The sequence below is a fragment of the Streptomyces sp. CA-249302 genome (assembly GCF_050936785.1).
In the GTDB taxonomy this organism is placed as follows: domain Bacteria; phylum Actinomycetota; class Actinomycetes; order Streptomycetales; family Streptomycetaceae; genus Streptomyces.
The window spans coordinates 10,706,456-10,729,951 of sequence record NZ_JBNJMG010000001.1 but is presented as its reverse complement, the minus strand read 5'-3'; the positions used below and the strand labels follow the sequence as shown (position 1 = coordinate 10,729,951).

General features: G+C 70.3%; 15 protein-coding genes and 6 pseudogenes. 12 read left to right on the top strand and 9 right to left on the bottom strand.

Annotated features, from left to right (window positions below; all coding sequences use genetic code 11):
* Window positions 1-39: 39 nt before the first annotated feature.
* From ACQEWB_RS48550 to ACQEWB_RS48510, 9 genes and pseudogenes are all read left to right on the top strand, one after another.
* Window positions 40-1,791 carry a fatty acyl-AMP ligase gene (locus tag ACQEWB_RS48550; protein WP_432843162.1) on the top strand — a complete coding sequence of 584 codons (1,752 nt, stop codon included), beginning with the start codon at window positions 40-42 and terminating at the stop codon, window positions 1,789-1,791.
* Window positions 1,788-5,774 (top strand): acyltransferase domain-containing protein, encoded by a 3,987-nt coding sequence (locus ACQEWB_RS48545; protein ID WP_432843160.1) that lies wholly within the window; start codon window positions 1,788-1,790, stop codon window positions 5,772-5,774. Before ACQEWB_RS48550 ends, ACQEWB_RS48545 begins: the two co-directional genes overlap by 4 nt.
* A 22-nt stretch (window positions 5,775-5,796) precedes the next feature.
* Complete coding sequence (locus tag ACQEWB_RS48540) at window positions 5,797-6,741, top strand: alpha/beta hydrolase (RefSeq protein ID WP_432843158.1); 945 nt, start codon at window positions 5,797-5,799, stop codon at window positions 6,739-6,741.
* 122 nt (window positions 6,742-6,863) lie between these two features.
* Window positions 6,864-8,086: pseudogene (locus ACQEWB_RS48535) on the top strand (PucR family transcriptional regulator).
* A 151-nt stretch (window positions 8,087-8,237) separates the two neighbouring features.
* Window positions 8,238-8,879: a cutinase family protein gene (locus ACQEWB_RS48530; protein ID WP_432843156.1), complete on the top strand. Its 642-nt coding sequence runs from the start codon at window positions 8,238-8,240 to the stop codon at window positions 8,877-8,879.
* Window positions 8,880-9,075: 196 nt separating this feature from the next.
* On the top strand, window positions 9,076-10,557 hold the full coding sequence (locus tag ACQEWB_RS48525) for an MFS transporter (protein WP_432843154.1): 1,482 nt from the start codon (window positions 9,076-9,078) through the stop codon (window positions 10,555-10,557).
* Between the two features lie 53 nt (window positions 10,558-10,610).
* Window positions 10,611-11,542, top strand: a pseudogene (locus tag ACQEWB_RS48520) (IS5 family transposase).
* A gap of 242 nt (window positions 11,543-11,784) precedes the next feature.
* Entirely contained in the window at window positions 11,785-12,777 is a 993-nt protein-coding gene (locus ACQEWB_RS48515) for an alpha/beta hydrolase family esterase (protein ID WP_432843152.1), read from the top strand.
* A gap of 234 nt (window positions 12,778-13,011) precedes the next feature.
* Window positions 13,012-14,211 carry a helix-turn-helix domain-containing protein gene (locus tag ACQEWB_RS48510; RefSeq protein WP_432843150.1) on the top strand — a complete coding sequence of 400 codons (1,200 nt, stop codon included), beginning with the start codon at window positions 13,012-13,014 and terminating at the stop codon, window positions 14,209-14,211.
* A 49-nt stretch (window positions 14,212-14,260) separates the two neighbouring features.
* On the opposite strand, the gene ACQEWB_RS48505 is transcribed toward ACQEWB_RS48510, so the two are convergent.
* The 3 genes and pseudogenes from ACQEWB_RS48505 to ACQEWB_RS48495 form a co-directional block, all read right to left on the bottom strand.
* Window positions 14,261-14,557: a hypothetical protein gene (locus tag ACQEWB_RS48505; RefSeq protein ID WP_432843148.1), complete on the bottom strand. Its 297-nt coding sequence runs from the start codon at window positions 14,555-14,557 to the stop codon at window positions 14,261-14,263.
* Between the two features lie 868 nt (window positions 14,558-15,425).
* Window positions 15,426-16,100: pseudogene (locus tag ACQEWB_RS48500) on the bottom strand (ISAs1 family transposase); the annotation flags it as partial.
* Window positions 16,052-16,384 carry a transposase family protein gene (locus tag ACQEWB_RS48495; protein ID WP_432843146.1) on the bottom strand — a complete coding sequence of 111 codons (333 nt, stop codon included), beginning with the start codon at window positions 16,382-16,384 and terminating at the stop codon, window positions 16,052-16,054. The pseudogene ACQEWB_RS48500 and the gene ACQEWB_RS48495, both read right to left, overlap by 49 nt.
* Window positions 16,385-16,614: 230 nt before the next feature.
* Here ACQEWB_RS48495 and ACQEWB_RS48490 point away from each other — a divergent pair, with 230 nt between their 5' ends.
* Entirely contained in the window at window positions 16,615-16,992 is a 378-nt protein-coding gene (locus ACQEWB_RS48490) for a hypothetical protein (protein WP_432843144.1), read from the top strand.
* Window positions 16,993-17,021: 29 nt separating this feature from the next.
* Here ACQEWB_RS48490 and ACQEWB_RS48485 read toward each other — a convergent pair.
* Window positions 17,022-17,240, bottom strand: a pseudogene (locus tag ACQEWB_RS48485) (response regulator transcription factor); the annotation flags it as partial.
* 177 nt (window positions 17,241-17,417) lie between these two features.
* Window positions 17,418-17,663 (bottom strand): annotated as a pseudogene (locus ACQEWB_RS48480) (epoxide hydrolase); the annotation flags it as partial.
* A gap of 575 nt (window positions 17,664-18,238) precedes the next feature.
* Here ACQEWB_RS48480 and ACQEWB_RS48475 point away from each other — a divergent pair.
* Complete coding sequence (locus ACQEWB_RS48475; protein WP_432843142.1) at window positions 18,239-19,003, top strand: hypothetical protein; 765 nt, start codon at window positions 18,239-18,241, stop codon at window positions 19,001-19,003.
* Here ACQEWB_RS48475 and ACQEWB_RS48470 read toward each other — a convergent pair.
* From ACQEWB_RS48470 to ACQEWB_RS48455, 4 genes and pseudogenes are all read right to left on the bottom strand, one after another.
* Complete coding sequence (locus tag ACQEWB_RS48470) at window positions 18,958-19,713, bottom strand: hypothetical protein (RefSeq protein ID WP_432843140.1); 756 nt, start codon at window positions 19,711-19,713, stop codon at window positions 18,958-18,960. The two genes, ACQEWB_RS48475 and ACQEWB_RS48470, sit on opposite strands and share 46 nt — an antisense overlap.
* The gene (locus ACQEWB_RS48465) at window positions 19,710-20,075 is read right to left on the bottom strand and encodes a radical SAM protein (protein WP_432843138.1); all 366 of its coding nucleotides are present in this window, start codon (window positions 20,073-20,075) and stop codon (window positions 19,710-19,712) included. Before ACQEWB_RS48465 ends, ACQEWB_RS48470 begins: the two co-directional genes overlap by 4 nt.
* Before the next feature lie 1,193 nt (window positions 20,076-21,268).
* A pseudogene (locus tag ACQEWB_RS48460) lies at window positions 21,269-21,577 on the bottom strand (cutinase family protein); the annotation flags it as partial.
* A 580-nt stretch (window positions 21,578-22,157) separates the two neighbouring features.
* On the bottom strand, window positions 22,158-22,310 hold the full coding sequence (locus ACQEWB_RS48455) for a hypothetical protein (protein WP_432843136.1): 153 nt from the start codon (window positions 22,308-22,310) through the stop codon (window positions 22,158-22,160).
* Between the two features lie 182 nt (window positions 22,311-22,492).
* On the opposite strand from ACQEWB_RS48455, the gene ACQEWB_RS48450 reads away from it, so the two are divergent.
* Window positions 22,493-23,470, top strand: a complete 978-nt coding sequence (locus ACQEWB_RS48450) for a DUF3068 domain-containing protein (protein WP_432843134.1) — start codon at window positions 22,493-22,495, stop codon at window positions 23,468-23,470.
* The last annotated feature ends 26 nt before the right edge of the window (window positions 23,471-23,496 follow it).

Genomic DNA, 23,496 nt, shown 5'->3' with positions numbered 1-23,496 from the left:
CCCTACCACCCGACTCCGTCACCTGAGGAGCCATGCCCGATGGACAGCCAGCGCCCCCCGCTCACGCCGTCGTACCCGACCCTGCCGGAGTACGTGCGGCACTGGGCCCGAACAGCCCCCGACCGCCGAGCGTTCACCTTCGTCGACCATCCCAGCCTGGACTCGCGCGGCGTCCACCGCACCCTCACATGGAGGCGTCTGGACATCCGGGTGAGAGCGCTGGCCGCCCGGCTGGCCCATGAGGCCGCGCCGGGTGAGCGGGTGGCTCTGCTGTGCCCGCAGGGCATCGACTACATCTCCACGTTCCTCGCGGCGCTCACGGCCGGGCTGGTCGCCGTACCGCTGTATCCGCCCGGCATGCGCGGGCACGACAACCGGCTGTCCGCCGTCCTCGCCGATGCCCGTCCGGCGGTCGTCGTGACCACGGGCGCCCTCCTGCATGAGGTGGAGGACTTCTGCTCGGGCATGCCGGTACGGATCGTCGTGGCGGACGAGGTGCCCGACACCGCCGCCGGGGACGGGCCGCCCCCCGCGGCACCCGATGGGACGTCGATCGCCTACTTGCAGTACACCTCGGGCTCGACCCGCACCCCGGCGGGCGTGGAGATCACCCATGCCAACGTGGTCGCCAACGCCCGCCAGGCGCTGTCCGCCTACGGCGCCGACGTCCAACTGGTCACCTGCGTCGGCTGGTTGCCGCTGTACCACGACATGGGGCTGGTGCTCAGCGTCGCCGCCCCGGTGGTGCGCGGGCTGCTCTCGGTGCTCATGGATCCGGCCGCGTTCCTGCAGTCACCCGTGCGGTGGCTCCGGCTGCTCTCGGCACATCCGCACGCGCTCAGCGCGGCGCCCAACTTCGCCTACGACTACTGCGCCTCCGTCGTCACCGACGCGCAGAAGGCCGATCTGCGGCTGGGCGGCATCGCCGCCCTGCTCAACGGCAGCGAGCCGGTCCGTCCCGGCACGGCCGACCGCTTCCACGCCGCGTTCGCCGACCAGGGCCTGGTGCCCGAGGTGCACTGTCCGTCGTACGGGCTCGCCGAGGCGACCGTCTTCGTCAGCGCCGCCCGGCCCGGCGAGCCGCTGCGCCGCTTCGCCCTCGACCGCGACGCCCTCGCCTCCGGAAAGGCGCTCTCCACACGTCCCGACGACCCCAGAGCCGTGCTGCTGGCCGGCTGCGGAATCTCGGCGGGCCAGCGAGTCCTCATCTCCGACCCGGTCTCCCACGTTGTCCTGTCCGAGGGAGAGATCGGAGAGATCTGGGTGCAGGGGCCCAACGTGGGACGCGGCTACTGGAACCAGGAAGAACAGACACGACTTGTCTTCGGGGCCGCGTTCGCGGACACCGAGGACGCGCCGGGTGACTGGTTGCGCACCGGTGACCTGGGGACCGTGCTGGACGGGCAGTTGATCGTCACCGGCCGGCTGAAGGACCTCATCGTCGTGGACGGCCGCAACCACTATCCGCAGGATGTGGAAGCCACGGCCCAGGAGGCGCATCTGGCCGTGCGCCGCGACCGGCTCGCCGCCTTCGGCGTGCCGGGCGACTCCGGCGAGGAGGTGGTCGTCGTGGCCGAACACGTGCGGACTGCGAGCCTGAGCGAAATAGACGTACCGGACCTCGCCCGGGCCGTACGTGCGGCGGTCTCCTCCCGGCACGGGCTCAGGCTCGCCGCCGTCGTACTGGTCCCACCTGGCGCCGTGCCCCGTACGACCAGCGGCAAGGTGTCGCGGGCACTGACCCGAGAGTGGTACCTGGCGGGATCCTACGCGGCGGAGAACGCGGAATGACGGCCCTCGACGCAAGCGCGCTGCGCCGGATGATCGCCGAACGGGTGGCCGTCTGGAACGGCACGTCCGCCGAGGACGTCCCGATGGACCGACCGCTGTCGGACCTCGGCATGTCCTCACGGGACGCGGTCGTCCTGGCCGGGGAACTGTCCCACGCCACGGGCCAGGAACTCCCGACGACGCTGCTGTGGGAGGCGTCCACCGGCGACGCCCTGGTGGCGTACCTGTGCGGGACGGAACCCGCCACGGCCCCCCGGGAAATCCACGTCACGGTGCCGCGTCCGACGGACGAGCCCGTCGCGGTCATCGGGGTCGGCTGTCGGCTGCCCGGCGGTGTGCACGGCCCCGACGACTTCTGGCGGCTGCTGGGCGAGGGCGTCGACGCGATCCGGCGGGTCCCGGAGGACCGCTGGCGCGACTTCACCGCCTTTCCGCCCTCCGACGCACTCCCTTACGGCGGATACCTCGACGACATCGCCGGCTTCGACGCGGACTTCTTCCGGATCACCCCGCGTGAGGCCGCCGTGATGGACCCGCAGCAGCGGATCCTCCTTGAGGTCGTCCACGAGACACTCGACCATGCCGCCGTCCCGGCCGCGTCCCTGGCCGGCAGCAACACCGGCGTCTACATCGGAGTCTCGACCGCCGAGTACGGCCAACTCACCGGCGCCGACACCGACTCGGTCGACCCCTGGGCACCCGCCGGAGCCGCACTCAGCGTCGCCGCGGGCCGCATAGCATACACCCTGGACACCCGCGGGCCGAGCATCACCGTCGACACCGCCTGCTCCTCCTCGCTGGTCGCCGTGCACCACGCGTGCGTCTCCCTGCGCACGGGCGAGAGCGACCTGGCAATCGCCGCCGGCGTCAACCTGCTCCTCTCCCCCACCGTCACGGTCGCCTTCCAGCGGGCGGGAGCCCTCGCCGCCGACGGCCGCTGCAAACCGTTCTCCAAAGCGGCCGACGGCATCGGGCGCGGCGAGGGCTGCGCGGCCGTCCTCCTCAAGCGGCTGTCCGACGCCGAGCGGGACGGCGACCGGGTGCTGGCCGTCATCCGTGCCACGGCAGTCAATTCCGACGGCCGCTCCAACGGCCTTCTGGCGCCCAACCCCGCAGCCCAGCAGGCCCTGTTGTCGACCGCGTACGCGCGAGCCGGTGCCGACCCGGCGCACGTCGACCACGTCGAGGCGCACGGCACCGGCACCCCCCTCGGCGACCCGATCGAGGCGGGCGCGCTGGGCGCGGTCCTCGGCGCGGACCGCGACCCCGACCAGCCGCTGCTGCTCGGCTCGGTCAAGGGCAACCTGGGCCATCTGGAGTCGGCGGCGGGCGTCGCCGGGCTGGTCAAGACAGTCCTCGCCCTGCACCACGACATCATCCCGCCGTCCCTGCACTGCTCAGACGGCAGTGCGCTCGACGACGAACGGCTGCGGGTCACGACCGAGCCCGAGCCGTGGCCCCGCTACGGCGGCACGGCACTGGCAGGGGTCTCCGGTTTCGGCTTCAGCGGCACCAACGCCCACGCGGTACTGGAGGAATGGCGGCCTTCGGTCCCATCGGCGTCCCCTGCCGACAGACCGGCCGCCCACCTGCATCTGCTCTCGGACATTGACGCCGAACGCCTCCGGGACACCGCGGGCCGGCTCGCCGAATGGCTCCGTACGCCCTCCGGAAGCGCCGCACACCTCGACGACGTGGCGCGCACCCTCGCCGGGCGCACCGGCCGCGGACCCGTACGCGCCGCCGTCGCCGCCCGCGGCCACGACGAACTCACCGACGCGCTCACCGCGTTGGCGCAGGGCCGCGATCACGCGCGGGTCGTGACCGGCGACCGCGATCGTCTCGGGCGTGGCCCGGTGTGGGTCTTCTCCGGATACGGCAGCCAGTGGGCCGGCATGGGACGCCGCCTGCTCGCCGAGGAACCCGCCTTCGCCGCCGCGGTGGAGAAGACCGACGCAGAACTCGCCACGGAGTGCGGCTTCTCCCTGTACGACCACCTGGCGTCCGGCGAAGATCTGGATCGCCTGGAAGTCGCCCAGCCCGTCCTGTTCGGCCTCCAGGTCGCGCTCGCCGAGCTGTGGCGCGCGCACGGTGTCGAACCTGCCGCCGTCATCGGCCATTCGGTGGGCGAAGTGGCCGCCGCGGTCTGCTCGGGCGCCCTGGCCGTCTCCGACGGGGCGCGCGTCGTCGCCGTACGGGCCCGGCTACTCAGCCGGCTGGGCGGGGGTGCCATGGCCGTCGTGGACGTCGAGGACGATGAACTCGACACCCTGCGAAGGCACTTCCCCAGCGTCCATGTGGCGGTGCACTCCTCACCCGGTCAGAAGGTGATCACCGGCGAGGAGCGGGAGGTGTCCCGGCTGGTGCGACGGCTGGAACACGAGGGACGGGCCGCCCGGGTCATGCGGGTGGTGGGCGCCGGCCACTCCCCCCAGGTCGATCCCCTGTTGCCGGAGCTGGCCGACGCCCTGGCCGACGTCCGGGGCGGACGGCCGCAGGTGCCCGTCTACTCGACCGTCCTGGACCAACCGCGCGACGAAAGCGTCTTCGACGCCTCCCACTGGGTCGCGAACCTGCGCCGGCCGGTGCGCCTGGACCGGGCCGTGGCCGCGGCGGCGGCCGACGGGTACACCACGTTCGTCGAGATCTCGCCCCACCCCGTGCTGCCCCATGCCATTACCGGCACGGCGCCCGGCGCACTCACCGTCGGCACGCTGCGTCGTGACGCCGACGACTCCACCGCGTTCCTGACCCAGGTCGGCGCCCTGTACGCCGGAGGCGGGCGCCTGCCGATGCCGTCCGGCCGCGTCATCGACGTGCCCGGACCTCGCTGGCGGCACGTCCGTCACTGGTGGACAGACGGACGCGCGCCCGCCGTGGCCGCGCCGTCGGTGCCCGCGCATCGGCCGGAGCCGGCCCAGGACACGTCCATCGGCACCTCGGTCTCCGCCCGGCTGTGCCATCACATCGCCGCCGTCACCGGCCACCAGCGAAGCCGTATCACTCCCACGACCGTCCTGGCCGACCTCGCTCTGGACTCTCTGATGGCAGTCCGCATCCGGACCGCGATGCAACGGGAGTTCCGCACCGAGATAGCCCTGCGCGACCTGCTCGCGGCAACCACGGTGCAGGAAGCGGCCGACCGCATCCAGCAGGGGCTCCCCACAGGTGGCGACTCCCCGCTAAGGCCGCTGAGCCTGGTCGGCTCCGGGGCTCCGCTCTTCCTCGTCCACGCCGCCGGCGGCACGACCGACGTCTATCGCACTCTCGTCGAACGCCTCGGCGAGGACCGCCCCGTGTACGGGCTCGAACGGCTCGAAGAGGCCGCCACCGTGACGGGGAAGGCGCGCCGTTACGCCGAGGCCATCGCCGCCGTCCAGCCCGACGGGCCCTGCATGCTGGGCGGTTGGTCTTTCGGGGGCTTCGTCGCCCAGGAGACCGCACGCCAACTCACCGCCGCCGGAAGGGAGGTGGAGCTGGTGGCGCTCATCGACTCCGTACGGCCGCTCCCCCAGCCCGGCCTCACGCCGGCCGACCGGACCCGAGCCCACTTCACCGGCTTCGCCCGGCACGTCGCCAACACCTACGGGGTCCAGCTGGACCTGCCGTACGACGAACTCGTCGCAATGGAGGACGAAGCCGAGCGCATCGACGCCGTGCTGCGGACTCTGCGCGAGGCCACCGACGTGCCGCCGGCCGCCCTGGAGCACCAGCGCTCCTCCTACCTGGACATGCGGATCGGCGAGGCCCACGACCCGGCGCCCTACGACGGCCGGGTGCTCCTGTTCCGGGCCACCGCCCCCGCTCCGCACACCGTGCACGACCCGGCATACGAACGGGACGACGAAGCGCTGGGCTGGGACGAGATATGTCCGCGCCTGACGGTCGTGCCGGTGGACGGCCACCACTTGTCCCTGCTCGACCCGCCGCACGTCGACCGGATCGCCACCCGTCTGCGGCAAGAAGCCGCCCAGCAGCACTGAACCCGCACCACGAGGAGCCACCATGAACCACCGCACCCGCACCGTGTCCCGCCGCACCGTCACCAAGGGCGCCGCGACCACGTCGCTGGCCGTCCTGCTCGGCGCCGCGGCCGCCACCACCCGCGCCCAGGCGGCCACCCAGGTCGGACCGCGCACCCTCGACGTGTCGGTGTCCTCCGCCGCCCTGGGCCGCAGCGCACCGGTACGGCTGATCCTGCCGTCTTCGTTCGACACCCAGCCCAGACGGACGTACCCCGTCCTCTACCTGCTGCACGGCGCCCACGACAACTACACGTCCTGGACCCGCGAGACGGACATCGAGGCCTTCACCGCGGGCCGGGACCTGATCGTGGCGATGCCGGACGCCGGCCCCACCGGCATCCCCACCGTGTGGCGCAGCGGCGCCGACTACGAGACCTTCCAGTTGAAGGAGGTTCCGGCGCTGCTCGCCCGCGACTACCGGGCCTCCGGCGTCCGGGCCGTCGCCGGGGTCTCCACCGGCGGCTACGGCGCCATGGCACACGCGGCCCGCCACCCCGGGATGTTCACCGCGGCCGCCTCCTACAGCGGCGTCCTCGACACCACCGCAGCCGGCGTGCCCCCCGTCTTCGACGCCATCGTGGCCCGCGAGAACCTGGCGTTCCTCTCCGTATGGGGCAACCCCGTACTCGACTTCCTCACCTGGCAGAACTTCAACCCGCGGGCCCGCGCCACCGGGCTGCGCGGCACCAGCCTGTACGTCTCCAGCGGCAGCGGCGTGTTCGGCGGCACAGGCGACCTGTTCGCAGAGGCGCTGGAAAGCGCGCTATGGCCCTCCGCGCACAGCTTCACCGACGCCCTGGCCAGGCTCCGCATTCCCGTCACCACCCACTTCTACACCGGAGGAGAGCACAGCTGGGCCTACTGGAAGAAGGAGTTCACCGCGTCCTGGCCACTGCTCGCCGCCGCGCTCGGGCTGCCGAAGTGACGCCGGTACCGAGAGGGTACGGAATGGACCACAAGAGCCGTCCGGCCAACACCGCACATTCCGTCCGGCCCGCAGGACACAGTATGGGGGTGAGTCGGTTCCGGGTGAAAGGAGTGTCCACGATGCCCGTCCCCGCACCCCACGAGGTGTCCACCGGCACGGCGGTTCCCCTCGTCCCGCCCGATGTCGTGGAGTTGCTGCGCAGCCACTTCAAGGAGATCGCCGCGCAAGTGGAGGAGGAGGTCCGCAGCCAGGTTCCGGAGTACGGGGCCGACGGGGTCTATCGCCGCAACCTGAAGGCCGGGGTGATGACCGCGCTGAACCTGTTCGTCGACCACATCACCGATGCCTCCGGTCAGGCGGACGCCATCGCGGGCCGTACTACGAACTCGGGCGCGCTGTGGCCCTCGAGGGCCACAGCCTCAACGCCCTGCAGTCCGCGGTGCGCATCGGAGGACTGCATGCCTGGCGCCTTGTCGGCCGCGCGGTGGAAGAGCTGGGCCTCGACTCCCCCGCGGTGGCCGCGCTGGGCGGGCTCGCGTTCCGCACCGTGCACGAGGTCACCGAGGCGGCCGCGGCCGGGTACGCCGAAGGGCAGCTGCGCAACGCGGACACGGTGGGGCGGCGGCGCAAACATCTGCTCGACACGCTGTTGGGTGGGCAGCCTGTCTCCCTGCAGACCGTGCAGGACCTCGCTCGTGGCGCCCGGTGGCCGGTACCGCAGCACGTCGCGGTCGTCGCCCTCGCCGCCACACCGGATCAACGCGACACGGACGGACTCCTTCTGGGGAACGGAGCCCTCGTCGACATGGAGTCACGACCGCCACGGATCCTGCTGCCCGAACCCTCCGACACCGGCCGCTTCGGCGCGCGGAATCTGACCCTCGCCCTGCGCGGCCGGCCAGCCGCGATCGGACCGTCGGTTCCACTCACCGAGGCCGCTCGGTCGCTGAGCTGGGCCACCCGCGCGCTGGGGCTGATGGGGCGCGGCGTCCTGCCCCGCCAGGGCGTCCTGCACTGTGCCGACCATCTGTCGACCCTTCTGCTGCACAGCGACGAGCCTCTCCTCGCGCAGCTTCGGTCACGCGTCCTCGCCCCACTGGACACGGTCTCGGAAGGACAGCGCGCACGGCTCGCCGAGACCCTGCTGGCCCTGCTGCTCAGCGGCAGCAACGTGCCCGACGCAGCCACCCGGCTCCACATCCACCCGCAGACGGTCCGCTACCGCCTGCGCCAACTGGAGGAACTCTTCGGTGACGCCCTCCAGGACGCCGACGCCCGATTGGACCTCATCCTTGCCCTGCGGACCGAAGCCCTCCACAACCAGGAAAACGGTACTTCGTAGGCCCACTCCGAGATAACCCTCGACTCACCTTCGCAACAGAAATCAGGAACCTTCTGAACTATCGTTCGTAACACTCGGCGGGAAAACGCGAATAAGTTCGGGGCGTCCTTTTCCAGAGCCGCATGACGCGCCCGAACCGCAGAGGATTCACATGCGTATCCGCTTGTGTCTCGCCGCACTCTCACTGGCCGGCGGGGCCGGACTGGCCACACTCTCGGCCCCCACGGCAGCCGCCGCCACCTGCACGGACATCGACGTGGTCGCGGCCCGTGGCACTTTCGAGCCGGGCACGCTCGGCACAGTCGTGGGCGACCCGGTGTATGCCGCCCTGCAGAAGAAACTGACCGGCAAGAGCTTGTCCAGCTACAAGGTGGACTACCCCGCGGACCTTTCCCTCACCTCGGCCGCACAGGGAAACCTGAACCTGGTGAGCCATGTCATGAGCCAGGCGTCCACGTGCCCGAACCAGCGATTCATTCTCGTGGGTTACTCGCAGGGCGCGAATGTCGTCGACAACTCCATCGGAATCAGCAGCGCGGGCGCGCTCGTCGGTAGCCCCATCGTGGCCACGATCCCCGCGGCGCTCGCGCCGAGGGTCACCGCGGTGCTGTTGTTCGGCAACCCGATCCGGGCCCAGGGCAAGAGCGTCACCGGCACCTACCAGAGCCGCACCATCGACTTCTGCGCCAAGGGCGACCCCGTGTGTGTGAACGGCGGGGACGACGTCCTCGCGCACCTCGGCTACAGCGCGGACGCCGATGCGGCGGCCACGTTCGCGGCGGGCAGGGTCTGACCTGCGTGCCGGGCCCGGGAGGATCGCAGCCTCCCGGGCCCACCACCGCGTGCTCGTACGCAGGGACGTGCCGCACCGGTTCTGTTGTCCCGGTGACAAAGACCCGTCTCGATTCGGCGCTTCAGGACAGATCCTCTGCGCCGTGACACCCCCGACAATCCCCCTGACGGCCGTATCCGCGGTAAAGGAAGCAACAGTGGAACGTGCACGCTTGTTCGCGCTGCTGGCGCTTCTCACCCTGACCGGCTTCGTCACCACGCTCGACAACACGGTCGTCAACGTGGCCCTGCCAACCGTGCAGCGTGAACTGGGCCTGTCGGTTGCGGACCTGGAGTGGGTGGCGAGCAGTTACGTGCTGAGCTTCGGCGCGCTGCTGCTGCCGGCCGGGCGGCTGACCGATCTGCTCGGCCGCCGGTCGGTGGTGGCCACGGGGATCCTGGTCTTCACGGTGGCCTCGGCCGCGGCGGCACTCGCCGACAGCGGGGGCACGCTCATCGCCGCGCGGACGGTTCAGGGCGTGGGTGCAGCGCTGGTCATTCCGGCCTCGCTGGCCGTCGTGGCAGCGGATCTCCCGGAGCACCGGCGCTCCACGGCCGTCGGGCTGTGGACGGCGGCCCTCGCGGTGGCACTGGCGCTCGGCCCGGTGGTCGGCGGGTTCGTCACCCAACGGTGGTCCTGGGACTGGGTGTTCGCGCTGAACGTCCCCTTCGGCCTGCTGGCGCTGCTGCTGGTGCCGGCGATCCCGGCCGGTTCCACGGAGTCGCTGCGCGGCGGACTGGACCTGCCGGGCGTGTGCTGGTCCGTCCTGTCGTTGTACCTCCTCACCTACGGTCTGGTACGCGGCGGCGAACACGGGTTCACCGCCGCGCCGGTACCGCTCTGTCTCGCCGTCGCCGCCGTCGCCGCCTGCGTGTTCGTGGTCATCGAGGTCAGATCTGTACGCCCGCTGGTCGACCTGCGGTTGCTGCGCGACCGGTTCCTCACCGGCGGGGTGCTCGCGCAGATGCTGTGGGGCGTCGGTGTCAACGGCGTCTTCTTCTTCACGGCCCTCTATCTGCAGCGCGTCCTCGGCTTCTCACCGACACGGGCAGGCCTCGCCTTCCTGCCGCTGGCCGGTGCGCTGCTGCTGTGCACCCCGCTCTCCGAGCGCGCCGCGCGGACGTTGGGCGCGCATGTGTCGATCGCCGCGGGGCTCGGGCTCGTAGCGATCGGGCTCCTCTACGTGTCAGGGACCGGACTGAGGGCCGACTACTGGGACGTGCAGCCGGGGCTGCTGCTGATCGGTGCGGGCTCGGCACTCACCACTCCCCTGACGGTGCGTTCACTCATCCGGGTCCCGGAGAGCCACACCGGCATGTCCACCGGCCTCCTCAGCGCGGCCCGCGAGGTGTCCGGTGTCTTCGGCGTGGTCCTGGTGGGTGTGGTGCTCACCCGCCGCGAGCGCTCCGCGCTGCGCGCCGGGACGGAGCCCCGCAGCGCGTTCCTGGAGGGCTACGACCTCGGCCTTCGCCTCGCGGCATGCTGCGTCCTGGCCGGCGCGCTGGTCACCCTCCTCGCCCTGCACCGCCGCGGCCGCCACCGGCGGGTGGTGGCGCGTAGCGCCCGTGGGCGATCGCATCCGCGCACACGACATACAGATGACCAAGCCCGCCGGAAAGGCCTCACGGAATCCTACTAGGCGTTGTCCGCCCGATCATGTGACTAGCTCCTGCTCGGGTCGTTGATGTGGGTATGGGGCGGGGTGATCTGAGTGATGCCGAGTGGGAACGGTTGCGGCCGTTCCTGCCGGTCAGCAACAGGCGTTGTGGCAGGTGGCGGGATCATCGGCAGGTGATCGACGGGATTCTGCACCGGGTTCGGACCGGTGACCACTGGCGTGACCTGCCCGAACGGTTCGGGCCGTGGAAGACCGTCTACGAACGCCACCGGCTGTGGTCGGGCGACGGGACGTGGGAGCGTCTGCTCCAGCAGGTCCAGGCCGCTGCCGACGCGGCGGGTGAGATCGACTGGGACATCTCAGTCGACTCCACGATCGTGCGGGCGCATCAGCACGCGGCTGGAGCCCGCACCGACGCGCCGCCGGCCCCCACATCAAAGGGGGACGAAGCCCCAGAACACCAGGCCGAGGCACCATGGCAGAGCCTCGTCGCCCGCCTGGTGGAGGTGGTGCTGGAGGTGAGGGCCCAGGCCGCTCCCGCGGCGGGTTCACTGCCAAGCTCCACTTGAGCGCAGACGGACGATGCCGCCCTCTGTCCTTGATCGTCACACCAGGTCAGAGGGCCGACTGCACCCAGTTCCTGCCCCTGCTGGAGAAGATCCGCGTCCCCAAATCCGGGCCGGGCAGGCCCCGCAAGAAGCCCGGCAGCGTCACGGCGGACAAGGCCTGCAGCAACGGGCCGTGCCGCCAGTACCTGCGGAAACGGGGCATCCGGCATACGATCCCGGAGAAGACCGACAGCCGGGCCGCCCGCCTGCGCAAGGGCTCACGCGGCGGACGGCCACCGGGCTTGGACGAAGAACGGTACAAGAAGCGCAACACCGTTGAGCGGGCCGTCAACCGCTTGAAACAGCACCGGGCGGTGGCCACCCGCTACGACAAGCGCGGCTACGTCTACCTCGGCACGGCCATGGCCGCCGCCCTCGTCATCCGGCTCCGCACATGATCGGCCGGACAGCTCCTAGCCGGAGCCGTGCCGGGTTGTCCGGACGGTCCCCGCCGAGTGCTGGTACGGCGAGAAAACCACGTGGCTGGAGGAGCGCCGAGTTCCTTGACGTCCACGCCCGCATCCGCCTGGGAGGAATCCTCCGGATGCCAGGGCCCTTCTCCAAGACCCAAGCGAGCAGGCGCGGCGCCAAGGAGGCCGGGCCACAGAGTTTCCACAAAATCGAACGGGACCGTCGCCTCATGACACGAAGAGACGACTCCCGACTCGTCCCGCTCCGACTCCACCGTCGGGCGCGCACCGCGGCTGTGGCCGCGGTCTGCGCGGTGCTGTTCATGGCCGGCTGCGCGCCTCGCTCCGTGCGGGACGGCGCCGGCCCGGCCACCTCCTCGTCGGTGGTGCCGACCGGCACGTCGGTGCACCGACTGCATGTGGGTGGCCTGGAACGGACCTACCGTCTGTATGTCCCGCCCGGCCTGCCCACCGGAACGCCCGTACCGCTGGTGGTGATGCTGCACGGCGGGTTCGGCAGCGCCGACCAGGCGGAGCAGACCTACGGGTGGGACGGCGAGGCCGACCGGCACGCGTTCGCCGTCGCCTACCCTGACGGCCTCGACCGTGCCTGGGCGGTGGGCGGCGGCTGCTGCGGACGGCCCAGCGTACGGGGCGTGGACGACGTGGCGTTCATCAGCGCGGTGGTGGCGGACATCGAGCACCGCCGCCCCGTCGACGCACGGCGGATCTACGCCACGGGTGTCTCCAACGGCGGGCTCATGGCCTACCGCCTGGCCTGCGACACCCGTCTGTTCGCCGCGATCGGCCCCGACTCCGCGACCTTGCTCGGCCCGTGCCCCAAGCCCGCACCCCTCTCCGTGCTGCACATCCATGGCACGGCCGATCACAACATCCCGTACCAGGGCGGCCGCGGGGAAGGCCCCGCACACATCGACGGCCCGGCCGTGCCCGCCGTCGTCGCGCGATGGCGCACCGCCGACCACTGCACGGCGCCGGCCAGCCGTACCAGCGGTACGGTCACCCAGCTCACCGCCACGTGCCCGCACGGTCGAGCGGTCGAACTGATCACCCTCTCCGGAGCGGGTCACCAATGGCCGGGCAGTGCCCCCCGCACCGCCGTGCAGCGTCTTTTGGGCATGGACGCGCCGTCCAGCGCCCTCAACGCCACCGACACGTTCTGGTCCTTCTTCGCCGCCCACCCGGCGCCCTCCGCACCGTGAACGCCCCGGAGGGCGGGACGAAAGCCTCGGGCTGCGGTCACCGATCAGGAACGGATCCGTCAGACCACTCGCGACGCACAGCACTCGCTCGTCCAGACTCACGGCTGACCGCCCCCGGCAAGATCCGCACCGCAGGTTGAGCGACCGTCGTAGGGGCGCTATCCGGTCAAGGACGCGCCGGTGTGACAATCTCTCCCACGATCCGCATTCGGGCGAAAGGCACACCCGACTTCCATGGCCACCGCAGACAGCACACCGGACGGTCTCCCAGCCGAACAGGTCCCCCCGGAACTCACCCGACGGCTGCGGCAGCTGCTCCCCTCGGTGGCGGACGAGGTGGAGAACGAGGTGCGAAGGCAGGTGCCCGAGTACGCCGAGCCTGACGAGGCCCTGGCGGAAAGACTGCGGACCGGCGTGGTGCAGGCCCTGACGCTCTTCATCGACCACCTAACCGACCCGGGCGGTCAAGAGGACTCGATCACGTGTACTTACTACGAGCTGGGGTGGAACACAGCCCTCGCGGGGCGGAGTCTGGAGGCGTTCCAGTCCGCGGTCCGGATCGGTGGCTTGTACGCCTGGCAGCTGATGGCCGACGCCGCGGAGGAGGTCGGGCTGGATCCGGCCGTCATGTCGGCGCTGGGCGAACTCGCCTTCCACACCCTCCACGAGCTCTCGGAAGCCGCGGCGTCCGGGCACACGGAGGCACAGCTGCGGCACTCCGAGGAGTTGGAGCGCCCCCGGCGGCAGCTGCTGCGGCTGCTGCTCGGCGAGGAGCCCGTGGCGGCGAAGACGCTGCAGGAGCTGGCGCACCGCGCGCGGTGGACCGTACCGGAACAGGTGACCGTCGTGGTCCTCGCGGCCGTTCCGGACGGTCGCGACGACGAGCACGCACCGACTCCCGTGGGGACCCTGGCGGACTTCGACGCACACCCTCCGCGGCTGCTTCTTCCGGATCCCGGAGGCTCCGGAGGCCTTGAGGACAAGGCACTTGTCCGCGCGTTGGGAGGGTGTCCGGCTGCGGTCGGGCCGACCGTGCCGCCGACCGAGGCCGCGCGGTCTCTGCAGTGGGCGGCGCGCGCCCTCCGTCTCGTGGAGCGTGGAGTGCTGCCACGGCAGCCTCTGGTGCGATGCACCGACCACCTCCCGGCCATGCTGCTGTACAGCGACGAGGTGCTCCTGGCCCACCTCGCCGCCGATGCCCTGGCCCCACTGGATGTGGTGCCGGAAGCACATCGTGAAAGGCTCCGCGAGACGTTGCTGGCCTGGCTGCTCGGCGGCGGCAACGTCCCCGACATGGCGGAGCGCCTCAAGGTCCACCCCCAGACCGTCCGCTACCGGCTGCGCCAACTTGAACAGCTCTTCGGCGACAAGCTCCATGACTCCAGCTCACGGCTGCAACTCCTGCTCGCTCTGCAGGCCGTGCACACCGAATGACGCAGCTGCTCGTGTCCTCCCCGGCACCATCCCGATCAGGCTACCGAGCTCATACGCGTGTCCCTTTGCCGCCGTCGGCGTCGGCGTCGGCGTCGGCGTCGGCGTCGGCGTCGGCGTCGGCGTCGGCGTCGGCGTCGGCGTCGGCGTCGGCGTCGGCAGGAGGCTGGCCGGACGGCCGAGCGGTAGCGGCACCGGGCAGCAGACCCAGTGCCGCAGCACTCGCATTGCGGTGACTCGAAAGCGGCGCCGCCCGCCTTTGTGGTTGGTGGCGTCCCGCATGGTGGTACAGGGGATCAAGGTGCCGGAATCCCCAGATCGGAGACGGCGGCTGTGCAGATTCGGCCATTCGGCCCGCTCCAGCGGACCACTTCGCCTCAGAAGGTCGGACTGGGCTTGCTCGGCCGGATCTTCCTCAGCCCCTTCCCGACCTTGGCTCTCAATGCGCTGCGACCACGCCTCGCGGCCTGGCGCGCGCAGGTGGTCCTCGTGGTGCCGGAGCTGCGCACGATGATCAGGACGGCGGTGTGCTCCTACCGCATCCGGCACCAGGCGCCCGTTCCCCCGCCCGACAACGAGCTGTCAACCATTCGCGCGCTACCTGATGCTCGACGAGGGGAGCCTCCTGGTGCATCCACAGCGGCAGCTGGAGCGTGTTCCGCCACTGCTACCGGGCGCGCAGGCCGAGATTGCCGCCGGCACCGGCCACGGACCGCAGATCGACCATGCGGCGGAGACCAATCGCAGTGATCGCCGATGACATCCCGGCGGCCCACTCGCCCCGGCCCCGGCCAATCCGCTCCGGGCCGCGGTACGACGATGGACGAATTGGCGGGCCGGACACTCGACCGCGTACTGGAATCAGCCGACTTGACATGTTCTGCTGGGACGCGAAGCAGTCCATGTTGGGCGACGAAGGTGAGGCCGACCGGGGCCTACACGACCGGGCTCCGGTCGCGAGCCGGGGTCCAGGGGCAGCGGTTGGCGTTGGCGTAGTAACGCATCGACGTGCCCGTGGGGCAGGGATTCGACGTAGTCGCGTGGCGTCCGGTTCGTGATCATCCGAGGCCGAGGAGTGCGAGGGGGCGGCGAGGGTCGCGGGCGTTGCGGCGGAGGCCGGCCGCGATGTTCTTCGCTCCGGCTGGGCGGAGGGCTCCGATGGCGAGGTTGCGCCAGGTGGCCATCGCGCGGGGCGCGTTGCCGGTCCGCAGTTGGGAGGCGTCCTCGGCGAAGGTGGTGTCGCGGACGTGGTGCAGGGCTTCGATCTTCCAGTGGTCGCGGACGAGACGGGCGAGCTGGGCCGGCGTGGCCTGCTCGGCGGTCAGGCTGGTGACGGCGTAGACCGTGCTGACGGTTGTCTTGCCGGTCTTGCGGTCGGTGTGCCGTCGTTTGATCTGGACGGCTTGGCGGGCTCCGGGGAAGAGGAGGCTGTTCACGGTGGCGGCCTTGATCCGGCGGATCTCCGTGCGCCCGTGGCCGGTTCCCCGGGTGCGTCCCTGAAGCGGGATGTCCTTCCAGGGAAGCGACTTGAGCTGTCGGCGCAGCTTCTTCTGGTTGCCCTTGACGATCACGATGTAGTGGGCGTCCCGGCCGAGGAGGTAGCCGGCGTGCTCGCGCCGGGTGTGCATGGCGTCGCTGGTGACGACGGTTCCTGCCAGGTCGGCGACGGTGTCCAGCACCGGCTGGAAGCAGGTGATCTCGTTCGTCTTCTCGCCGACGTCCAGCTGGGCCAGGACCAGGCCGGTGGCGTGCTCCAGTGCGGCCAGCAGGTGTATCTTGCGCCCGTTCGCCTGTGCCGCGCCGCGCAGGCTTTTGCCGTCCACCGCGAGGCCGCGCAGCCCGGTCACCTTCGGGCGACGGTCGGTGAGCCAGCGTCCGACCGCCCGGTCCAGCGCGTCGCCATCGAGGCGGGCCAGGAGTCGGCGGACCGTGCCTCTGCGGGCAGGACCCGCCCCGGCAGAAGCGGATCAGGGACTGCACCGACTTGTTCCAGCACATACCCAGGGGCATCGGCGATCCATTCGCCGACCGCCGGCAGCGAGGTTGCTCCGGCCAGCACCGCGCACGCGGTAAGAGCGAGCACGACGGCCAGGCGGTGGCGCACCCCGCGAGGGTCACGCGGGTCCGGCACCTCGGCCAGCCGCTCCAGCAGGCCCGGGACCTCCGCGGGTCCCACCCGGGGACTCTCGCGCAGTTGGTCAAGGGCAGGCGGGATCAGAGATGATGCGTCGGCAGGCACGGTCTTCCACCTGGATCACGGGGCGTCGAGAACTCCATGGTCTTGGAAGCCGTGCCTGTCACATCCCCGTAGCACAGCCGTTGGTCTGGCAGCACACACCAGTGCGCCGCCTGCCCGTATCTGCCACTATGTGATGTCTTCTTCAACATCACCCGGGGGCAGGGGTCATGCGGACTGCGGTGTCGCTCATATCCACGGCAGCCCTGCTGCTGACACTTGCCGGCTGTTCGGGCGGATCGGGGGACTCCGGCAGCCCGGCGGACAGTGCCACGGCTTCCTCCTCGACGGCCGCCACGGCCACCACCGCGCCCCCGGCCGACGCCGAGGCGATCCGCGCCTGCATGACGGGCATCACCTCGCTCTTCACCGCAGACTGGTCGCCGACGAGCCCGCCGAAGACGCGGCCGTCCGGCTGCGAGTCCCTGTCGGACACCGAATACGGCTACGCCTACCGGAGCGCCATGGCGGCGATCGACCAAGCAGCGGGAGACGCTCTGGACGACATTCTCGAAAGCGGCGGACTTCCCTCCAGCGGGAGTTCGTGAGCGATCCCCGGTTCATCGCCCGGTGCGGATCACCGGCCGTTCGGCCGTACCAGCCACGTCTCGTACACGAACACCGCAGCCTGTGTCCGACCCCGCAACCCCGGCTTCACCAACACCCTGCTGACCCGCGCTCTGATCGTCGGCTCCGCCGCCACCAGCCGCTCCGTGATCTCCGCGTCGGACAGCCCCTGCGCGATCAGCACCAGCACCTCCGTCTCCCACTCGTCAGGTCGCCCTACGCCGTCTGCACAGAGGGCATGACGCGCGGGGCCTCGCCGCAGGTGCTCCCCGTTTCACCAAGAGCACCAACATCGCCGCCAGCATCCCGCCCCCGCCCGTGACACCAGCAGGTCACTCCCCCGCCTCGGACTCACATGATCACCAAACGGACGTCACGCAACTACGCCGACGCCCTGGCCCGTGGGGTTGTTCGCCCAGTAGATCGTGGCATGGGTGAGCAGGTCGTCCTTGGTGAAGACGGACTCGACGTCACCGGCGTTGTCGCTCCAGGCATTCCAGCGTTCCAGGAGCGAGGCGAGCAGTCCGGCGGGCGAGTCGCTCAGGCCGTGCCCCAGGGCCGCGCCGTCGAGCATGTGCACGGCCAGGTGGGATGCCGAGCGGCGGTCCATCTCGATGATGTGGGCGCGGACGTCGGCGGGCTGGTCGTCGGTAGGGGACTGCACGCGGCTCACCTGCTTCGACACCAACGTCGTCGGCCGCCCCATCGCCGCACTCGGACCCGGCCGCCGGCGGCGGTCCCGGGTGGCCGACCGCAGCCGGAAAGCCGGCACCAAGGGGCTGCGCAGCCTGCCCCGGCAGGACACCGCACAGAACAAGGTCTGGCCTGCCGAGAACGACACGTTCCACCGACTTCGTCGGCGAACGCAAGGGAGGACCGAGGTTCGCCTTTGTCGGCTCACTTCACCAATGGGCTCGCGGGGCATGCCACCGGCAGCCGTATCCACGACGTCTTCATAATTGCATTGTGTTTGTGCACAAATAGCAATGAATGGCCAAACAGATAGCCCAGCGCTCTGTCAATCTGCTGTCAGCACGAGGTGACTGGCGAGTAGTCTGCGATCTTTTCGCCGACACCCGAGTTCGGCGCCGCCGGACTCGGCGAACCGCAAAAGGAGCAAGCCACCCCCATGCGTTCCTCACATCAGGTTCTCTCGCAAAGGGCAAGAGGCCCGAAAAGGCCCGCACAGGCACCGTCAAGCGCGCGGCGGCTGTCGGAGTCCTGAGCATGGCGTCGATACTTACTTTCGTCGCACCGGCGAATGCGGCGACCGACCTCAGAGGCAAGGAGTCCTTCAACACCGACAAACTGCTGATGTCCATCTGCAACGGTTCGACGGACAAGCAGTTCTTCTTCATCAACGTGGACAACGGTGAGGTGACCCGCGACATGACAAACGGAGCCACCGCCGTGAGCCTGCCGCACCCCGTCGAACGGTTCCAGGGCTGGTGCCGCTACCCCCAGGCCTCCAGCTGGACCTGGACCGGGACGGAGCAGCAGGTCGGCAACTCTCTGAAGAACTGCGGCAGCGACACATCGCTGCGCCAGGACATCCAGATGAACGGGTCCACGACCAGCACCACCACCAGGAGCGTAGAGGGCTCACTCGGCATCACGTGGACCGCGATCGAAAAGGTACTGGCGTTCGACGCGGGAGGTAGCTACAGCCAGTCCTGGTCCTACTCGAAGACTTCGGGCTGGGCCACGACGATCAGCCTCAGCGCTGCTCCGAAGACGGTCGCCTGGATGGCGCTGGCACCGACGATGCGTACGGTGCGCAGCAACCCTGTCTTCGTCGTGGACAGGTACTCCTGGGGCAGGAACGGCGGCGGCCAGATCAACGTCAGCACCTGGCGCGACCACGGTTACAAGGAAATCAAGTCCTACGGTGCCTACTACGACGCCGTGGGCAACGTGACTGACGGCAACGGCAAGCCCACCGGCACCTACGTGGCCCGCGACAGACCGGTCAACAGCGGCGACCGCTGCTGAGCCGTCGCTCGCTGCCGGCGTGCGCCGTCGGTGGCGGGCGACGAGGCTAGTGTCCTGGTGCGGGCCGCGCGACCATCGCGGCCCGCACCGCTCAGCCCCGCCGTGCCCCTACCCCGGAAGACGAACTCCCCGCCCCGCTCACCGGCGAGGCCACCGATCAGCGCGCGGTCGGGAGAGAGGGAACACGCCGGGTCGGTCCGTACGGCGTCCCCGGTGGGCGCGTACGGATGGCACCGGCCCCCGAAGTCGGCCTCCTGTCGAGGACGGCTCCGACAGGGGGCAGGCATCCAGTCCGTGCTGCGGTAGGCGGCGAACGCCGGGCACTCGCGCCAGATCCACTCCAGCGAGTGCCCGCGGACGTTGGGCAGGTCGAGCGGCAGATCGTACCCGGTCGGCAGGGCAGTATCCGCCCGTCGGGTTCGACGGCCAGCGAGATCGCACCCCAGCCGCCCATGCAGGGCTTCGGCCCTCCGTCGAAGGAGTCCGGCACGACCCGGATCAGCTCGTTGCCCGTCCGCTCCGGCCAGGCCTCCACCACCCCCTGCGCACGGGCGCGTTGGTACCGGGTCGGCATCAGCGCGGCGCAGTTGGCCAACCCCGCCGTAGAACTGGGTGTTGGCGAGTTCGACGGGTACGGCGCTCCAGGCGAAGCCGGGTTCGATGATCGCCTCGATCTCGTCGCGGTCGTACCGGTGCAGGACGACGTTCAACGAACGACGTCTTGCGACGCGCTCGGAGAGACCGGCATCGGCGGCCTGTACAGAGAGCTGGACACTGGGCGCCCGGCCTTCGTCAGCTCGTTGAGGCGGGCCGTGGTCAAGCCGAGGCCGCCGGTCACGAGCTGGGTGTAGACACCCGCGTCGGTGGCGCGTTCCACGATGGCGGCGAGATCCCGTCGCAACAGCGGTTCGCCGCCGGAGAGTTGGGCGTGGACGACACCCAGCCGGGTGGCCCCGGCGAACACACGCGACCACTCCTCGGTCGTCGGCCCGGCGGCAGGACGGACGAGTTCGGCGGGGTTGGAGCAGCAGGGGCAGTGCAGCGGGCAGCCGTGGGGGAGTTCGGCGAGCATCGCTCAGGGGGATTCGCCGCCGGGCTGGGGCTAACCTCAGCCGTCCGTGCTCCTTCACGTCGTCGAGGAACTCCCCGATGTCCGCCGTTCCCTCCGGTGGCAACGCGGCGGTGATCTCCACGACGGTCCGGGTGCCGTCGCAGAATCGCACGACGGCGGCACCCTCGGGGCTGAGAACGATGATCCGCCCGGGGGTGCGATCAGCAGTGTCCGCTTGCGCATGTCACAGTCGCGCAGCGGGGTGCAGGGGGTGAGGGCTGGGCGCCATGCCATGTGCCGGCGCGGTCGACGGCGTCGAAGAAGTCCACAGAACCTCGCGTTTGTAGACGTACCCGAGTGCGGGCTTGAGGCAGGCCGTGCGCCGATCGAACTGAACCATACGGTCGGATGACCTTGCTCGCGGGAAGTCAGGCGTGTACCCACGATCCTGGAGAACGACGAGCCGAACCGCACGTCACTCCGGAGCGGATCCCGTCGGAGAGTGTGCGAGTCGTTGGCGCCGTGGGCAGGGGTCATCCGATCCCGCCTCGCTCCTGCGATCACGGAGACAGAGGAATGCGGCCGCCCAAGCGACACCACCGGCGCCGGACGCGGCGGGCATCACAGCCATCACCGCTCGTGTGACGTCGAGCGAGGACCGGTTGATCTCTGGTCACTCGTCTCCGAGCCGGCCCTCCGACCGCGTTGTGACCGACGGCCGCGTTCGCCGAGCACATGCCGGGCCCGGGGCTGCGGTAACACACGGGCCATGGCGACGACGGCGATGCCCGGCAGAGCGGCGAAGGAAAGGTTCTACGTGCGATCGGATCCCGGTCGACGGGCCCGGGACTCCGCTGTTGCGACGGTCGCCGCACGGTGACCCGCTCGACTTCGCCCCCGGTTCGGAGAACCACGGGAGGGTGCATGAACAGGCCCTCGGCCCGGCACGGGATGCCGGGCCGGGCAGCCCGACCGTGGTCAGGACTTCGACGCCAGGACGTGCTCGGCGGCGAACTTCGCTCCCTTGTCCGCGTCGCCGTTGATGGCGTAGGTGATATGGGACAGCACGTTCGCGCCACTGGCGCAGACCGGGTCGCCGCCCGAGCAGAAGTCGCTCCACTTGGGGCATAGGTGGGGCTGGCGGTTTCGGGCTTCTGGCCGACGATGTGCATCGGGTTGCCGAAGGTCACGACGGCGGCGACGCGCGAGGTCAGCGAGTCCGGGATCGCGGTGCCGGAGCCGAGGACGGTCTTGACGCCGATGGCGATGTCCGTGACCGTGGCGCCCTGGGAGTACCCGCCGACCACGAAGCGGGTGTTCGAGCACCGCGCGGCGAGTTCGGTGATGTGCTTGCTCATGTCCGTCGCACCGGACCCGGCGCTGAACTGAGCGGCGTCGGCGGCGTAGTCGACCGCGTAGGTCGTCACCGTCTTGCCGGACAGGTCAGCGGTGAGGGCCTTGGTGAACGGACCGCCGACGATGCCGACACCAGGCAGTTCGAAGGTGCCGCGGGCGAAGGACACGTCGACGTCGGGGCAGCTCGAGCCGGTCACGGTGTCGGCCTGCGCGTACAGAGTGCCGCCGACGGTGAGTGCCGCCGACGCGACTGCCGCCGCGGCCCACTTGGCCCGGCGGCCACCCGTACGGCGGTGACGCGCGGGCCCATGCGTGGAATCGCAGGTGGGAGCCGAGGCGTGAGATCGTTTGCGCAAGGGAATATCCTTTGCGTGCGAGGCGCATGCTGCGCCTTGGAGTGGGGAATTCCGAATCTATGTGCCTCCAGTGGCTGGGTGTTATAGCCGTGGTCAACGGGTACACCGTCGGCTCTTGAGGTGATTTGACTACCGCGGGCTGTTTCGCATTGTCATCCGGGGACAAAACCCGACCCCTTCATTGCGGGAATCTGAGCCGCTCGGAGAAATGGCCCTGCTCCTCCGATGCGGAGGCCTGCGGGGCAAGAAGGGGCTCCCGCCACCTGGCGGGTGGCTCACCGAGTGGTCGGCGTCGCCGGACGCCGGGCGAAGACCTCGGTGGCGCGGCACCCCGGATCACCTGGGCAGGCCCGGGTGCCTTCGTCATGACGACGGCCGCGAACCGCCCGGGTCAGCTCCCCGAGCCGGCCTGCTCGTACGTGATCAGCGGGGTGTTCGGCTGGGCGGGCGTCGCTTCGAGCAGTGCGACGATGCCGAGGGCCGCGCCCACGGCGAGGGTGGCGGCGAGCGCCACGGTCAGCGCGGCGGCCAACAGTCTGGACATGATGGGGTGAGCCTCTCTCTACGGTTCGCTCTCCGAGGTCCCCACCCCGCGCGTCCCGCCCCTGCCCGTCCCGTGCCAGTGTCGGCAGACATTGACACGCAGTCAAGGGGCGCCTACCGTTCCCGGCTCATGGGAGTGGGGACTCGCACGGCACTTTTCCTTCTTGGATCTGGAGTGCCCGGATGCACCGTAGAACCTCACCCCTCTCCCTGGTCCTGCTGGGCCTCGGAACCTTCCTGCTGGTCCTGGCTCCCCTGCTCGCGTGGTACGTGAAGCCGCATGCCGCAGTGAATCCCATCAACATCGACACCACCGCTGTCTTCACCGGCAGGGGCAGCTACTTCGACACCGCCGTCATCAAGACCGTGCAGGGCAAACGGATCACGGTCACCCAGCAGGTGCGCGGAAACGTCGAGGACAGCGAGCGCAGCGGGCGCGCGGTGTGGGACGTGACGACGTCCGTCGACACGGACAAGACGCTTCCCGCGGCCGATCCGCACGACGCACTGGAGTTCTTCACGAACCGCTGGGTCACCGACCGCCGGACCAACAAGCCGGTGCACTGCTGCGGGGAGAACCCGCGCTTCGAGGGCGACGCGTACCTGAAGTTCCCCTTCGACGTGCGCAAACACTCCTACCAGTGGTGGGACAACTCCCTCGGCGGGGCTGTCACGGTGCACTACCGGGGCACGAAGAAGGTCCAGGGCTACGCGGGTTACCGGTTCACCGCCACCGTGGCGCCCACGAAGATCGGCACGCGCCTCGTACCGGGCAGCATCGTCCACGAGCCCCGGCACGGCCAGGTGCTGGCCGAGGAGTGGTATTCCAACCACGGCATCGAGCTGGTCGCGGACCAGCGCACCGGCCGGGTGCTCTACGCGCAGACCGGCCCGCGCCGCACGCTGCGGGCTCCGAGCGCCAAGAAGGACGCTGTGGTGCTGCTCGACAGCCGGAAGATCGCGTTCACCACGGCGACCCAGAAGGACGCGGTGAAGCAGGCGAAGAAGGAGAGCGGCCAGTTGCTCATGGTGGGACAGACACTGCCGATCGGGGCAACCCTGGCCGGGTCCGTACTGGCCCTGGCAGGTGGCGTTTTGGCAGGACGCAGGAGTCCACGTCCCACCTCCGCGAGTACACCCCCTTTGCCCGTATTGACATGAGGGGGCTTCGGCGCCGGTGACCCCGG